Origin of the sequence: Actinomadura nitritigenes, assembly GCF_017573545.1 — a bacterium.
Taxonomy (GTDB): domain Bacteria; phylum Actinomycetota; class Actinomycetes; order Streptosporangiales; family Streptosporangiaceae; genus Spirillospora; species Spirillospora nitritigenes.
On the sequence record NZ_JAGEOK010000002.1, the window covers coordinates 366,832 to 379,149 of the forward strand.

The window sequence follows — 12,318 nt, forward strand, 5'->3', positions numbered from 1 at the left end:
GTCCAGTGGGACGTCAGCGCGCCGCCTCCTCGCGCCGCTCGCACGCCGCCGGGTCGGGCGCCGTCACCCTGACCGGGCGCGGCGGCGTCGTGCTCATGTTCGGCGCGGCGCTGGTGTGCGCGCTGCTGTCGCGGTGGCTCGGCGTCGGGCTGCTGGCCGGGGCGGGCTTCGCGATCGCCTGCGCGCTCGCCGCGTTCGCCACCCGCCCGGCCGACCTGCTGACGATCGCGGTGAGCCCGCCGCTGGTGTTCTTCTTCGCGACCGTCCTCGCGGAGATCGTGGACGCGCTGGGGCAGGGCTCGCTGCTGCGCGCCCTCACGGTCGGGCTGCTGACGTCGCTGGCGTCGACGGCGCCGTGGCTGTTCTTCGGCACGCTGCTGGTCCTGGTGATCACGGTGTTCCGGGGGCTGCCGGCGAACGTGCGGGAGCTGCGCGGCAAGCTCGTCGGGGTCCGGTTGTTCGAGAAGGAGGACAACGAGAACCCCGTCCGCTGGGACGAGTCCCCCACCACGACCGCCGAGCGCCGCCTGCACCACGGTGACGTCGACTGAGCGGCGCCCAGAGCGGAGCGCCGGCGGATTGCAGGGCGACGCTCAGCCGACCTCGCGCGGGGGCGTGGGGATCCCCCCACCATGACCCGACTGAGTGGCGCCCGGAGGTCGGCTAGACCGGGGTGACGCGCAGGTCCTTGCGGAGTTCCTTCGGGAGGGAGAAGCGCATCCGCTCCTCGACGGACTCGATCTCCTCCGCCTCGCCGAAGCCGCGCTCGGCCAGCCACGCGAGGACGCCCTGGACGAGCTCGTCGGGCACGGAGGCGCCGCTGGTCACGCCGACGACGTCGACGCCCTCCAGCCAGGCCGGGTCGATCTGCTCGGCGTAGTCGACGAGGTAGGCGTTGTCGGCGCCGTGCTCCTTGGCGACCTCGACCAGCCGGACGGAGTTGGAGGAGTTCGTGGAGCCGACCACGATGACCAACTGCGACCGCGCGGCCATCTCCTTGACGGCGGTCTGCCGGTTCTGGGTGGCGTAGCAGATGTCGTCGGACGGCGGGTCCATCAGCTTGGGGAAGCGCTCGCGGAGCTTCTCGACCGTGGCGATCGTCTCGTCCACCGAGAGGGTGGTCTGCGACAGCCAGGCGACCTTCTCCGGGTCGCGGACGGTGATGTTGGCGACGTCGTCGGGGCCGTCGACGAGGTGGATGTGGTCGGGCGCCTCGCCGGTGGTGCCGATGACCTCCTCGTGCCCCTCGTGGCCGATGAGCAGGATGTCGTAGTCCTGCGCGGCGAACCGGACGGCCTCCTTGTGGACCTTGGTCACCAGCGGGCACGTGGCGTCGATGGTGCGCAGGTTCAGGCCGCGGGCCTCGTCGTGGACGACGGGGGCGACGCCGTGCGCGGAGAACACCACGATGGCGCCCTCCGGGACCTCCTCGGTCTCGTCCACGAAGATCGCGCCGCGCTCCTCCAGCGTCTTGACGACGTGGACGTTGTGCACGATCTGCTTGCGGACGTAGATCGGCGCCCCGTACTTCTCCAGGGCGATCTCGACCGTCTGGACGGCGCGGTCGACGCCCGCGCAGTAACCACGCGGCTTGGCGAGCAGGACACGGCGCTGGCTGTTGGCGGTCATGCCTCCATCGTACGAGCCGCCCCGTCCGCGCCGTGCACGGCGGGACGCGGCGCGCCGGGCGGCGGGAGATCGCCGGGAAAACGGGTAAAGCTCTGGTGAAGCCCGCTGTGTGACCCACTCCACGCGGCTTTTGGACAGAATTCCATTAACCCGGGGTGACCCTCCTCGCACCCATGGGGCAGAGTGAGACACGAGACCACGATTGCCGCATGTGCGTGATCAGGACGGCAGGAAGAGGAATGACCATGACGAGAACGCCGCGCCGCCTCAAGCAGCAGGTCCAGGACGCGGTGGGCGAGCAGGTCCGCGATCTCCCGCTGCACGCCGTCCGGCTGGCCATGTTCGGTGTGGGCCGGGCGCTCCTGCTCGGCGACCGGATGAGCCGCGACTACAAGGAGATCACCGAGGGCGAGGGCGTCGGCCCGGTGATCGGTCGGCTGCGCGCCGACGTCCGGCAAACCGCGGAGAAGGTCGTCGGGAAGGTCGTGGAGACGGTCCGCGGCGGGGAGGAGCCCGAGCCGGAGCCCCGGCCTCGGACCCGCACCCGGCCGGCCAGGCCGGCGGCGGAGCGCGGGACGGTCCGGACGGCGCAGCGCCGGGCCGCCGACGGGGAGATCTCCGTCGGCAAGCCCGCCGCGAAGCCCGCTCCGAAGCCCGTCCAGGACGACGCTCCGGTCGCGAAGCCGGCGCCGGAGCCGAAGCCCGCCGAGCCGCGTCCGGAGCCGGAGGCGCAGGCCCAGCCGGCTCCGAACCCCGTCCCGGAGGCGGACCCGACGCCCGCGCCCCCGGCGGAGAAGGCCGCGGACGAGGGCCCGTTCGACCCGAAGCCCGAGCTGAGGCCGGCCGCGCCGGCGGAGGCCGAGCGGGCGGCGGAGGGCCTGCCGGTGCCGAACTACGACGACGCCACGCTGCCGCAGCTGCGCGCGCGGCTGCGGGGGCTGTCGGCGGACCAGGTGAAGCTGCTGCGCGAGTACGAGCGCAAGCACGCCGCCCGCCCGGAAGTGATCAAGATGTACGAGAACCGGATCGCCAAGCTCAACGGGCTCAACTGACCCGGGAGCGCACGCGTCGAGGCCCGTCCGGCCGTGTTCCGGACGGGCCTCGGCGCGTTCACGGCGCCGCGGCACGGGCCTTCCGGCGGCGGTCCCGGGTTCAACGGACGAGCCGGTCCCCCAGCGGGCTGCGCATGTAGAGGACGGACCGTCCGGCGCGCGTGCGGTTCAGGAGCCCCCCCGCGTGCAGGGCGGCCAGATGATGGCTGACGGCGCCCGGCGTGACGCCGAGCCGCCGGGCGAGGTCCGTGGTGGACGCGGGCGCGGCCAGCATGACCATGAGTTCCGCCCGGCGCGCGCCGATGAGCGCGGCGAGCGCGGCGGGGCCCTCGGGGGCGGCGTGCTCCCACACCGCGCCGCGGCCGCGCGCCGGATAGCAGATCAGCGGCGGCCCCTGATCCTCGATCATGGTGATCGCACCGCGCAGGAACAGGCCCGGGACAAGGACGAGCCCGCGTCCGGCGACGTCCACGGCGCGTTCGGGCGCGAGCCCGGAGGGGATGACGAGCCGGACGAGCCCCGGCGTCCAGCTGATCCGGTCGTCCAGCTCGGCGAACAGCGCGGCGGCCCCGCCGAAGGTCAGCCGCCGGGCCCGGTGCGCGAGGTCGGCCTCCAGGACCGCCCGCATCCGGGCCCAGTACGGCTCGACGCAGGCGTCCCAGTACGCCGCGAACGCCGCGCAGATCCGGTGGAGGACGGCGGCCGGATCGCCGCTCAGCACCGGCGGGACGGGCACGTGCCGGTACGCGGCGGCGATGTCGTGCCGGACGGCGTCCGGCGGCGTCTGCCGCAGCACGGCGAGGTCGTCGGCGATCTCGTTGCCGATCCCGGCCGGGCGGGGGGTGAGGAAGTCCGGGATCCAGCCGTGCGGCGCGAACAGGACGTCCAGGAGCGCGGTGTCGAGCCGGGCGTACGCGGCGGCGGTCTCCCGCACCCAGGGCAGGTGCTCGGGGTGCTTGGCCGGGAACACGCGCGGACGCAGGCTGAACACCAGCTCGAACAGCGGCGACATCCCGAACGACGTCTCGGCGAGGTCCTGGATGCCGAGCCTGAACTCGTACATTGAGCAGAATCCTAAATCCATTCCCGCCGGCGGGCCGCGCGGCTGGGATGGCCGCATGACGACGATCCCCTCCGCTCCCCCGGGCGTGGCCGCCCTGGCGCGGCATCCGGTGATCCGGGTGCTGGCCGCGGCGATGCTGGTCAACACGCTCGGCAACGGCCTTTTCATGACCACCAGCGCGCTGCTGTTCACCCGCGCGGTCGGCATGTCGCCGTCCCAGGTCGGCGTCGCGCTGGCGCTGGGCGGGGTGTTCGGCATCGCGGCCGGGGTGCCCATGGGCCGCGTCGCCGACCGGTTCGGGGCGCGCCCGACGGTGGTGGCGCTGCTGGGCGCGGAGGGGGTGCTGATCCTCGGCTACACGCAGGTGCACTCGTTCTGGTCGGCGGTGCCGCTGATCTGCGGCGTCACGTTCCTGGACCGGGGCGCGAGCGCGGTCCGCAACGCCCTGGTCGCGCACGCGCTGCCGCCCGGGCTGCGGATGCCGGGACGGGCGTTCCTGCGGATGATGACCAACACCGGCGTCGGTGTCGGGGCGGCGCTGGCGTCCCTGGCGCTGGTCGTGGACACCCCGTCCGCCTACCGGACGATCGTGGTGCTCGACGCGGTGACGTTCGCGGGGGCGGCGCTCCTGCTGACGCGGGTCCCGGCGGTGCGTCCGGCGCGGGACGCGGCGTCCGGCGGCGCCGGCTTCGGCGCGCTGGCCGACGTCCCGTACCTGGTCATCACCGTGCTGGGCGGGGTGCTGGTGCTGCAGCAGGGGATCCTCGAGGTCGGCGTGCCGCTGTGGGTGACGCGCGAGACGCACGCGCCGCGGCTGCTCGTCTCGGCCTGCCTGGTGGTGAACACGGTCCTGGTCATCGCGTTGCAGGTGCGGATGAGCCGCGGCGTCGAGGACCCGCGGGTCGCGGCGCGGGCGTGCCTGCGCGCCGGGACGCTCATGGCGGCCGGCTGCCTGCTGTTCGGGCTGGCCAAGGGCCCGGAGCCGTGGACGGCGTCCCTGCTGATCCTGGCGGCGCTGGTGGTCCAGACCGTCGGCGAGGTGCTGTGCGCGGCGGGCACCTGGGCGCTCAGCTACGAGCTGGCGGACGAGCGCGCGCACGGCGTCTACCAGGGGGTCTTCAACAGCGGGTTCGCGGCGGGGGTGCTGCTCGGGCCGCTCGTCGTCACGCAGACGGCACTGCGCCACGGCATGGGCGGCTGGGTCGTCTTCGGCGCGGTCTTCCTGGTGGCGGCGGTCGCGTTCGTCCCGGCGACGCGCTGGGCCGCCGCGCACCGGCCGTTCGGGGTTCCGGCCCTGGAAGCGGCGCCGGAGGCGGGGCGGGCGCGCTGACACCCGCGCGGCGGCGGCACCGGAGGCGAGCCGCCGCGCGGGTGATCGTTGACGCGACGCCGCCGCCCGCGATCACGCCTGGGCGGGCAGCGGTTCGTCCTGGAAGGCGTGGTCGATGTCGACGCGCTCCAGAGGCGCCAGGTGGCGGCGGCGCACCACGAGGACGCCGATCGCGACGGCGCAGCAGGCGGCGCCGACGACGTACGGGAGGTGCGGGTTGACCTCCTCGGCGAGCTTCGTCGCGAAGTAGGGGGCGAGGGCGCCGCCCATCCACCGTACGAAGTTGTACCCGGCGGACGCGACGGGCCGCGGGTTGTCGGAGACCTCCATCGCGGCCTCGGTGAACGCGGTGTTGTTCAGCCCGATCGGGATGCCGGACAGGATCGTGCAGGCGACGATCCCGTCGTGCCCGAGGAAGGCCAGGCCGAGCTGGAACAGCACCAGCAGCGCCAGCCCGAGGTACATGACGCGGACCGTCCCGATCCGGCGCTGGAGCGCGGGCGCGCCGAACACCGAGGCCAGCGCCACCATGACGCCCCAGCCGAAGAACACCAGGCCGATGCCGTGCGCGCTCATCCCGAGCACGAAGGGGGTGAAGGCGAGGATGGTGAAGAACGCGTAGTTGTAGAACAGCGCGGTGAACGCGGTGGTGGACAGCCCGCCGTGCCCGAGCGCGCGGATCGGCGCGCTCAGCCGGGTCTTCTCCGCCGGCTTCGGCGGCGCCTTGAGCAGCGTGCTGATCAGCAGGAAGCCGACGGCCATCAGGACCGCGGTGCCGAAGAACGGGAACCGCCAGTTCATGTCGCCGAGCAGCGCTCCGGCGAGCGGGCCGAGCGAGATGCCGAGGCCGAGCGCGGCCTCGTACAGAACGATGGCCTTCTCGGCGCCGCCGGACGCCGCGCCGACGATGACGGCGAGCGCGGTGGCGACGAACAGCGCGTTGCCGAGCCCCCAGCCGGCGCGGAAGCCGACGAGCTGGCCGACGGTGCCGGACGTCCCGGCGAGCGCGGCGAACACCACCACGAGGGTGAGCCCGATCATCAGCGTCCTCTTGCCGCCGATCCGGCTGGACACCCAGCCGGTGATCAGCATGGCCACCGCGGTGATCAGGAAGTAGCTGGTGAACAGCAGCGAGACCTGGCTCGGCGTGGCCCGCAGGTTCGCGGCGATCGCGGGCAGGATCGGATCGACGAGCCCGATGCCCATGAAGGCGACGACGGCGGCGAAGGCGGTGGCCCACACCGACATCGGCTGCCTGAGGATGCCGCCGCCCTTCGTGCTCGACGAGGGCCGCCTCGTGTTCGACGAGGGCTTGGCGTGCATGGAGACCCCCCTTTAAGAGATCAAGGAGCGGTGAAGAGCTTGTCGAGGGCGGGCAGCGCCGCGGCGACCGCCGCGCGCTCCTCGTCCGTCAGCACCGCGAACCGCTCGGCGAGGAAGCCGATCCGCTGCTCGCGCCCGGCGGCCAGCCGCTCGCGGCCGGTCGCGGTGAGCGCGGCGGTGACGACCCGGGCGTCCGAGACGTCCCGGCCGCGCTCGACCAGGCCGTCCCGCTCCAGCCGGTTGATCTGCGCGGTCATGGTGGGGAGCCGGACGCCGTGCTCGGCGGCCAGCTCGGTCATGCGGCGCGGCCCGTGGTCCAGCGAGCCGAGCACCGACAGCTGCTGGCTGGTGATCGCCTGGTCGGCGCTGACCCGGCGCAGCATCAGCACGATGTGCCGGAGGCTGCGGTTGAGCTGTTCGGCCAGCGCGCTCTCGGAAACGGTCACGGTCGCTCTCCTCGAAATTACTTAGTCAGTCTAAGTTAGTTGGGCTAAGCATTGGCGCCGTCCGGCATGTCTCGTCCGTCACACGCCGCCGGCCTCCCGGCGCCCGTAGGCTTCGGGCATGGCGATGGAGACCACGGCCGAGTCCCCCGTGCCGGTGCGGACCGTCCTGCAGGCGGTCGGCGGCTGGATCGGCCGCCTCGGCCGGATCTGGGTCGAGGGCCAGATCACCGACCTCAACGCGCGCGGCGGCACCGTCTACATGACGCTGCGCGACCCCGTCGCGAACATGTCCGTCCGGGTCGTCGGGCCACGCGGGGTGTTCGAGGCCGCCGGGCCCGCCGTCACCGACGGCGCCCGCGTCGTCGTGCACGCCAAGCCCGACTTCTGGATCAACCGCGGGACGTTCTCGCTCAGCGCCGTCGAGGTCCGCCCGGTCGGCGTCGGGGAGCTGCTGGCCCGGCTGGAGCGGCTCAAGCAGGTGCTCGCGTCCGAGGGCCTGTTCCGGCCCGAGCGCAAGCGGCCGCTGCCGTTCCTGCCCGGCAAGATCGGGCTGATCTGCGGCCGCGACTCCGACGCCGAGCACGACGTCCTGCAGAACGCGCGCCGCCGCTGGCCCGCCGTCGCGTTCCGCGTCGAGAACACCGCCGTCCAGGGCTCCTACGCCGTCGGCGAGGTCATGGAGGCGCTGCGCAGGCTCGACGCCGACCCCGAGATCGAGGTCATCGTCATCGCGCGCGGCGGCGGCGCCATGGAGGACCTGCTGCCGTTCTCCGACGAGGCGCTCGTCCGCGCGGTCGCCGCCGCCCGCACCCCCGTCGTCAGCGCGATCGGGCACGAGCAGGACAGCCCGATCCTCGACCTCGTGGCCGACGTCCGCGCCTCCACCCCGACCGACGCGGCGAAGAAGACCGTCCCGGACGTGCGCGAGCAGCTCCAGCTCGTCCGGCAGCTCCGCGACCGCGGCCGCCGCTGCCTGGCGGGCGGCCTGGAGCGGGAGCTGCACTGGCTGAGGAACGTCCGGTCCCGGCCCGCCCTCGCCGACCCCGTCCGCGAGATCGAGCGGCAGTCCGAGCAGGTCCTGGCGCTGCGCGACCGGACCCGCCGGTGCGTGGCGTCCGCCCTGGACCGGGCCGGGGACGAGCTGTCGCACACCCGCGCCCGCCTGCTCGCCCTCTCCCCCGCCGCGACGCTCGACCGCGGCTACGCGATCGTCCAGCGCGAGGACGAGGCGGTCGTGCGGGAGCCCGCGGACGTCAAGGACGGCGAACGCCTCCACGTCCGCCTCGCGGGCGGCCGGCTCACCGCGACCGTCTCCGACCGCGAAGAGCCCTAGAGTGGTGAGAGTGGCAGAAGAGAACGCGACCGACCGCAAGCCCTCGTACGAGCAGGCCCGCGACGAGCTGACCGACGTCGTCAAGCGGCTGGAGGCCGGCGGGCTGACGCTCGAGGAGTCCCTCGCCCTGTGGGAGCGCGGCGAGAAGCTCGCCGCCGTCTGCGAGGAGTGGCTCGAGGGCGCGCGCGCCAGGCTCGCCGCCGCCATGCAGGGACCGGAGGACGGCGAAGCCCCGGCTCCGTTCTGACCGTAGGGGGACACGCGCCCGGGACGGGCCCGCAGGCCCCGGTCAGGACCCCTGGGTGGCCGGCGCCGACGCCGACGGCGCCGGGCCCGCACCCTGCTTGGCCTGCGGCTTCAGCGAGGCGGCGAGCACCGCCAGCTCCTCGTAGGACGCGGTGCCCGTCACCACGATGCTCATCCCGCCGGGGCCCGGCCGCGCCAGCGAGTTCGCCTTCTTGTCGTTGCGGTGGTACTTCGCCCACGACTCACCGGCGACCTGCATCGTGCCGATCGGCTTGCTGCTGTTGGTCATCCGCGGGACGTACGCTTCCGCCTTCTCGTTGCTCTGCTCCAGCGCCGCGTACTCGCCCTTCGGCGTCACGAACCCGAGGTGCCACGCCACCGGCTGCTCGCCGCCCGAGTCCAGGCCGTTCAGGCGCGAACTCGTCGGCCGCCAGCTCGGCGGCAGGCCCTCCGGCGCCCACGGCGTGTACGGCGCGTCGCTGCGCAGCGCCCACAGCTGCGAGGAGTAGTCGACGGTGCGCAGCACTTCCTTGTTGTCGCGCGGCGTGATCACGAAGATCGCCAGCACCAGCAGCAGGCACGCGCCCATCGCCATCGTGAACCCGCCGAGCCCGGTCGTCAGCCGCTTGTACACGGCCGGGCTGACCTGGACCACGGGACGGCCCGCGCCCTGCGGCGCCGCCGCGGCCCCGTCCTCCGTCCGGGCCTGCGCGCCCTCACCCTCGGCCGAGGTCCGCTCGCCGTCGCCCTCGTCGGACGCGGCGTCCCCGGCGCCCTCCGAAGCGGCGCCCTCGGGCACCTCGCCGTGCTGTCGGGGCGCCTCCGCCGCGGACGGCTCCCCGGCGGACGGCCGCTCGCCGGCGGCGGGCTGCTCGGACTCGGCGGACTCCGGAGCGGATGCGGGACTCTTGTCGGTCACCCCTCCAGGATCCCGCACGGTCAGGGCTGCTCCGTACGGGGGTTCTCGATCGTGCCGACGATGCCCATGATCTCGTCCGCAAGGGTGCGCGCCGCGTCCTCGTCGTCCATCAGGGAGATCTCCGACACCGCGCCCGCCATCGCGCCCGTCAGCACCACGACCAGCGCCTCGTCGACGCCGCCGTCGGCGGTGTGGAACAGCGCCGCGTTCCGCCGGGCCCACTTGTTCAGCCGCTGGCGCATCACCCGGTCGAACCCGGGCGGGCCGTCGCCGGAGATGAACAGCCGCGCGACGTCCCGCTCCCGCAGGCACCCGTCGAGGTACGCGCCGGCGCCGGCGACGAACTGCCGCATCGGGTCGTTCTCGCCCGCGTCCCGCACCGCGTTGATCGCCTTGCGGGTGCGCTCCTGCTGGCGGCCCTGGAACTCCTCGAACAGCGTCAGGTACAGGTCGGCCTTGCCGTTGAAGTGGTGGTACAGGCTGCCGACGCTGGCGCCCGCCTTGGCCACGATGTCGGTCACCGCGGCCTGCGCGAAGCCCGCCTCGCAGAAGACGTCCCGGGCGGCGGACAGCAGGGCGCTGCGCGTGGCGGCCCCGCGGTCGGAGGTGCGCGCGGGCGCCTCCGCGGCTCCCGCGCCCCCGTCCTGTGCCGCCCCGCCGGACGAGACGTCGATGTCGCTGCTCATGAGCCCAGAGATTACGCCCTCTTCCCACGGGGAAACGATCCCTTGCCCGCGTGACGGTCAAAACGACCCGCGCACGCGGGCGGCTCTCCCCGGCGCACCGGCTGGTCTGGTCCAATTTGTGACCCGACGTCCGGTCCCCGGAGAATCCGAGTCACCATCGAACGAAGGGGCCGCCCCGTCATGTCCGAAGAGACCACCGTTTCCTCCCCGCTGACCACCGAGCCGGCCGCGCCGGACCGCAACCTGGCGATGGAGCTGGTCCGGGTGACCGAGGCCGCCGCCATGGCCGCGGCCCGCTGGGTCGGCCGCGGGGACAAGAACGGCGCCGACGGAGCCGCCGTCAACGCGATGCGCCAGCTCATCAACACCGTCTCGATGCGCGGCGTCGTCGTGATCGGCGAGGGCGAGAAGGACAACGCCCCCATGCTCTACAACGGCGAGGAGGTCGGCGACGGCTCCGGCGCGGAGTGCGACGTCGCCGTCGACCCGGTGGACGGCACCCGCCTCACCGCCCTCGGCATGAGCAACGCCATCGCCGTGCTGTCGGTGGCCCCGCGCGGATCGATGTTCGATCCGTCCGCCGTGTTCTACATGGAGAAGCTCGTCACCGGCCCCGAGGCCGCCGACGTCGTCGACATCGAGCGCCCCATCGCCGACAACATCGCCGCCATCGCGCGCGCCAAGGGCTCCTCCACGCACGACGTGACCGTCTGCATCCTGGACCGCCCCCGGCACGAGGGCATCGTCAAGGAGGTCCGCGAGACCGGCGCCCGCATCAAGTTCATCCTGGACGGCGACGTCGCCGGGGCGATCATGGCGTCCCGTCCCGGCACGGGCGTCGACCTGCTGCTCGGCATCGGCGGCACCCCGGAGGGCATCATCGCCGCCTGCGCGATCAAGGCGCTCGGCGGCGTCATCCAGGGCCGCCTGTGGCCGCAGGACGACGCCGAGCGGCGCAAGGCGCTCGACGCGGGCCACGACCTCGGCCGCGTCCTCACCACCGACGACCTCGTCACCTCCGACGACGTCTTCTTCGCCGCCACGGGCATCACCGACGGGGAGCTGGTCGACGGCGTCCGCTACAGCAAGGGCACGGCCGTCACCCACTCCCTCGTCATGCGGTCGCGCAGCGGCACGATCCGCACGATCTCCAGCGAGCACAAGCTCAGCAAGCTCCGCGCCTACAGCGCCATCAACTTCGACAGCGCGGTCTAGAAGGCGCTCGTCAGGGATCCAGGCGGCGGAAGTGCTGGGCCACGACGAGCGTGTCGTCGGTGATCTCGGGCGTGCGGCCGAGGAAGGCGGCGACGCCCTCGCTGCGGAAGAAGCGCTCGTGGTCGGCGCGCCATTCGGCGGCGCCGGCGTAGCCGCGGCCTTCGGCGCGGGCGTAGGCGTCGTCGATCTCCTTGATCGGGACGACGCGGACCTCGGTGAGCTCGATCGCGGCGGCGGGACGGCCGTCGGAGTCGAGCACGGCGAACCGGTCGCCGGGTCCGGGGACCGGTTCGCCGGCCTTCTCGTGGAGCTCGAGCAGGCCGGTGAAGGCGGTCTTCTCGCCGTTCAGGATCGCGGCCACGCCGCGGTCGCGTTCGGGGCCGGGGAAGGCGAGTTCGAGGGGAGGAAGATCGTCCATGGGGGCTAGCGTCGCAGGCGGCCTCGGACGCGCTGACGGAGGGTCCGCTTCGGGGCCCTGGCCTTGACCGAGCCGAAGATGAGGGTGCCGGCGACCTCGATGGTGGGGCCCTCGGCTGCGGGACGGGTGCGGACCTCGCGGGTGCTGAGGACGGTGCGGCCCGTGACGTCGACGCGAACGCCCTCGGGGACGAGGAGGCGGACGCGGCCGGCGAGCACCATCGAGTCGAGCACGATGTGGCGGCGCTGCAGGACGGCCTCGCGCAGGTCGAGTTCGACGGTGCCGAAGAGGGCGAGCAGCGGCAGCTTGACGGGGACGACCCAGCGGCCTTCGCGGCGGACGCGGCCGAAGAAGACCGTGACCGGGCGGTCGTCCACGAGGATGGGCTGGGCCTCCTCGGGGCTGAGGTCGAGGGTGAGGCCGGTGAGCTCGCCGAGGGTGCGGGCGGCGTAGACGCGGGTGGTGCGGTCGGCGTGCTCGTCCATGGTGATGCGGCCGTCCGCGAGCGCCTCGCCGAGCACGGCGGCGACGCGCTCCCGGTCGGCGTCGGACGCGCGCAGGTCGCTCACGCGGGTCGCCTGTCCCGGGCGGCGGGGGATGTCCACACGAAGAGGTTACTGGGCCGACGGCGGGGGACCCCGAGGAAAATGGATGGGTT

At 73.5% G+C, this 12,318-nt stretch carries 14 protein-coding genes; 6 read left to right on the forward strand and 8 right to left on the reverse strand.

Annotation, left to right across the window (positions count from 1 at the left end):
- Window positions 1–5 precede the first annotated feature (5 nt).
- Entirely contained in the window at window positions 6–551 is a 546-nt protein-coding gene (locus tag J4557_RS04025) for a DUF6542 domain-containing protein (RefSeq protein ID WP_307799369.1), read from the forward strand.
- Window positions 552–663: 112 nt separating this feature from the next.
- Here J4557_RS04025 and J4557_RS04030 read toward each other — a convergent pair whose 3' ends face one another.
- The gene (locus J4557_RS04030) at window positions 664–1,629 is read right to left on the reverse strand and encodes a 4-hydroxy-3-methylbut-2-enyl diphosphate reductase (protein WP_208264961.1); all 966 of its coding nucleotides are present in this window, start codon (window positions 1,627–1,629) and stop codon (window positions 664–666) included.
- A 245-nt stretch (window positions 1,630–1,874) separates the two neighbouring features.
- Between J4557_RS04030 and J4557_RS04035 the strand changes: the two genes are divergently transcribed.
- Window positions 1,875–2,681 carry a DUF8129 domain-containing protein gene (locus J4557_RS04035; protein ID WP_208264962.1) on the forward strand — a complete coding sequence of 269 codons (807 nt, stop codon included), beginning with the start codon at window positions 1,875–1,877 and terminating at the stop codon, window positions 2,679–2,681.
- A 100-nt stretch (window positions 2,682–2,781) separates the two neighbouring features.
- Here the strand turns inward: J4557_RS04035 and J4557_RS04040 are convergent, their stop codons facing one another.
- Complete coding sequence (locus J4557_RS04040; RefSeq protein WP_208264963.1) at window positions 2,782–3,744, reverse strand: ArsR/SmtB family transcription factor; 963 nt, start codon at window positions 3,742–3,744, stop codon at window positions 2,782–2,784.
- 55 nt (window positions 3,745–3,799) lie between these two features.
- Here J4557_RS04040 and J4557_RS04045 point away from each other — a divergent pair, with 55 nt between their 5' ends.
- On the forward strand, window positions 3,800–5,074 hold the full coding sequence (locus J4557_RS04045; protein ID WP_208264964.1) for an MFS transporter: 1,275 nt from the start codon (window positions 3,800–3,802) through the stop codon (window positions 5,072–5,074).
- A gap of 72 nt (window positions 5,075–5,146) precedes the next feature.
- Here J4557_RS04045 and J4557_RS04050 read toward each other — a convergent pair whose 3' ends face one another.
- Both J4557_RS04050 and J4557_RS04055 read right to left on the reverse strand, forming a co-directional pair.
- Complete coding sequence (locus J4557_RS04050; protein ID WP_208264965.1) at window positions 5,147–6,397, reverse strand: MFS transporter; 1,251 nt, start codon at window positions 6,395–6,397, stop codon at window positions 5,147–5,149.
- A 20-nt stretch (window positions 6,398–6,417) separates the two neighbouring features.
- The gene (locus J4557_RS04055) at window positions 6,418–6,843 is read right to left on the reverse strand and encodes a MarR family winged helix-turn-helix transcriptional regulator (RefSeq protein ID WP_307799371.1); all 426 of its coding nucleotides are present in this window, start codon (window positions 6,841–6,843) and stop codon (window positions 6,418–6,420) included.
- Window positions 6,844–6,961: 118 nt separating this feature from the next.
- On the opposite strand from J4557_RS04055, the gene xseA reads away from it, so the two are divergent.
- Together xseA and J4557_RS04065 are read left to right on the forward strand one after the other, a co-directional pair.
- A complete protein-coding gene (gene xseA / locus J4557_RS04060) occupies window positions 6,962–8,176 on the forward strand; it encodes an exodeoxyribonuclease VII large subunit (protein ID WP_208264966.1) in 1,215 nt (404 codons plus the stop codon).
- 10 nt (window positions 8,177–8,186) lie between these two features.
- The gene (locus J4557_RS04065) at window positions 8,187–8,423 is read left to right on the forward strand and encodes an exodeoxyribonuclease VII small subunit (RefSeq protein WP_372442438.1); all 237 of its coding nucleotides are present in this window, start codon (window positions 8,187–8,189) and stop codon (window positions 8,421–8,423) included.
- A 42-nt stretch (window positions 8,424–8,465) separates the two neighbouring features.
- On the opposite strand, the gene J4557_RS50715 is transcribed toward J4557_RS04065, so the two are convergent.
- Together J4557_RS50715 and J4557_RS04075 are read right to left on the reverse strand one after the other, a co-directional pair.
- Entirely contained in the window at window positions 8,466–9,341 is an 876-nt protein-coding gene (locus tag J4557_RS50715) for a DUF4245 domain-containing protein (RefSeq protein WP_307799372.1), read from the reverse strand.
- A 20-nt stretch (window positions 9,342–9,361) separates the two neighbouring features.
- Window positions 9,362–10,027, reverse strand: a complete 666-nt coding sequence (locus J4557_RS04075; RefSeq protein ID WP_208264968.1) for a TetR/AcrR family transcriptional regulator — start codon at window positions 10,025–10,027, stop codon at window positions 9,362–9,364.
- Window positions 10,028–10,207: 180 nt separating this feature from the next.
- Here J4557_RS04075 and glpX point away from each other — a divergent pair, with 180 nt between their 5' ends.
- On the forward strand, window positions 10,208–11,242 hold the full coding sequence (glpX, locus tag J4557_RS04080) for a class II fructose-bisphosphatase (protein ID WP_208264969.1): 1,035 nt from the start codon (window positions 10,208–10,210) through the stop codon (window positions 11,240–11,242).
- A gap of 10 nt (window positions 11,243–11,252) precedes the next feature.
- Here the strand turns inward: glpX and J4557_RS04085 are convergent, their stop codons facing one another.
- Together J4557_RS04085 and J4557_RS04090 are read right to left on the reverse strand one after the other, a co-directional pair.
- Window positions 11,253–11,660, reverse strand: coding sequence for an ASCH domain-containing protein (locus J4557_RS04085; protein ID WP_208264970.1), 408 nt, complete (start codon window positions 11,658–11,660; stop codon window positions 11,253–11,255).
- Window positions 11,661–11,665: 5 nt separating this feature from the next.
- Complete coding sequence (locus tag J4557_RS04090; RefSeq protein ID WP_208264971.1) at window positions 11,666–12,265, reverse strand: DUF1707 SHOCT-like domain-containing protein; 600 nt, start codon at window positions 12,263–12,265, stop codon at window positions 11,666–11,668.
- Between the last annotated feature and the right edge of the window lie 53 nt (window positions 12,266–12,318).

Coding starts and splice junctions, on each gene's coding strand:
- J4557_RS04045 (WP_208264964.1), top strand. CDS start 3,800: ATGACGACGATCCCCTCCGCTCCCCCGGGCGTGGCCGCCCTGGCGCGG.
- J4557_RS04035 (WP_208264962.1), top strand. CDS start 1,875: ATGACGAGAACGCCGCGCCGCCTCAAGCAGCAGGTCCAGGACGCGGTG.
- J4557_RS04075 (WP_208264968.1), bottom strand. CDS start 10,027: ATGAGCAGCGACATCGACGTCTCGTCCGGCGGGGCGGCACAGGACGGG.
- J4557_RS04040 (WP_208264963.1), bottom strand. CDS start 3,744: ATGTACGAGTTCAGGCTCGGCATCCAGGACCTCGCCGAGACGTCGTTC.
- J4557_RS04050 (WP_208264965.1), bottom strand. CDS start 6,397: ATGCACGCCAAGCCCTCGTCGAACACGAGGCGGCCCTCGTCGAGCACG.
- xseA (WP_208264966.1), top strand. CDS start 6,962: ATGGCGATGGAGACCACGGCCGAGTCCCCCGTGCCGGTGCGGACCGTC.
- J4557_RS04085 (WP_208264970.1), bottom strand. CDS start 11,660: ATGGACGATCTTCCTCCCCTCGAACTCGCCTTCCCCGGCCCCGAACGC.
- glpX (WP_208264969.1), top strand. CDS start 10,208: ATGTCCGAAGAGACCACCGTTTCCTCCCCGCTGACCACCGAGCCGGCC.
- J4557_RS04030 (WP_208264961.1), bottom strand. CDS start 1,629: ATGACCGCCAACAGCCAGCGCCGTGTCCTGCTCGCCAAGCCGCGTGGT.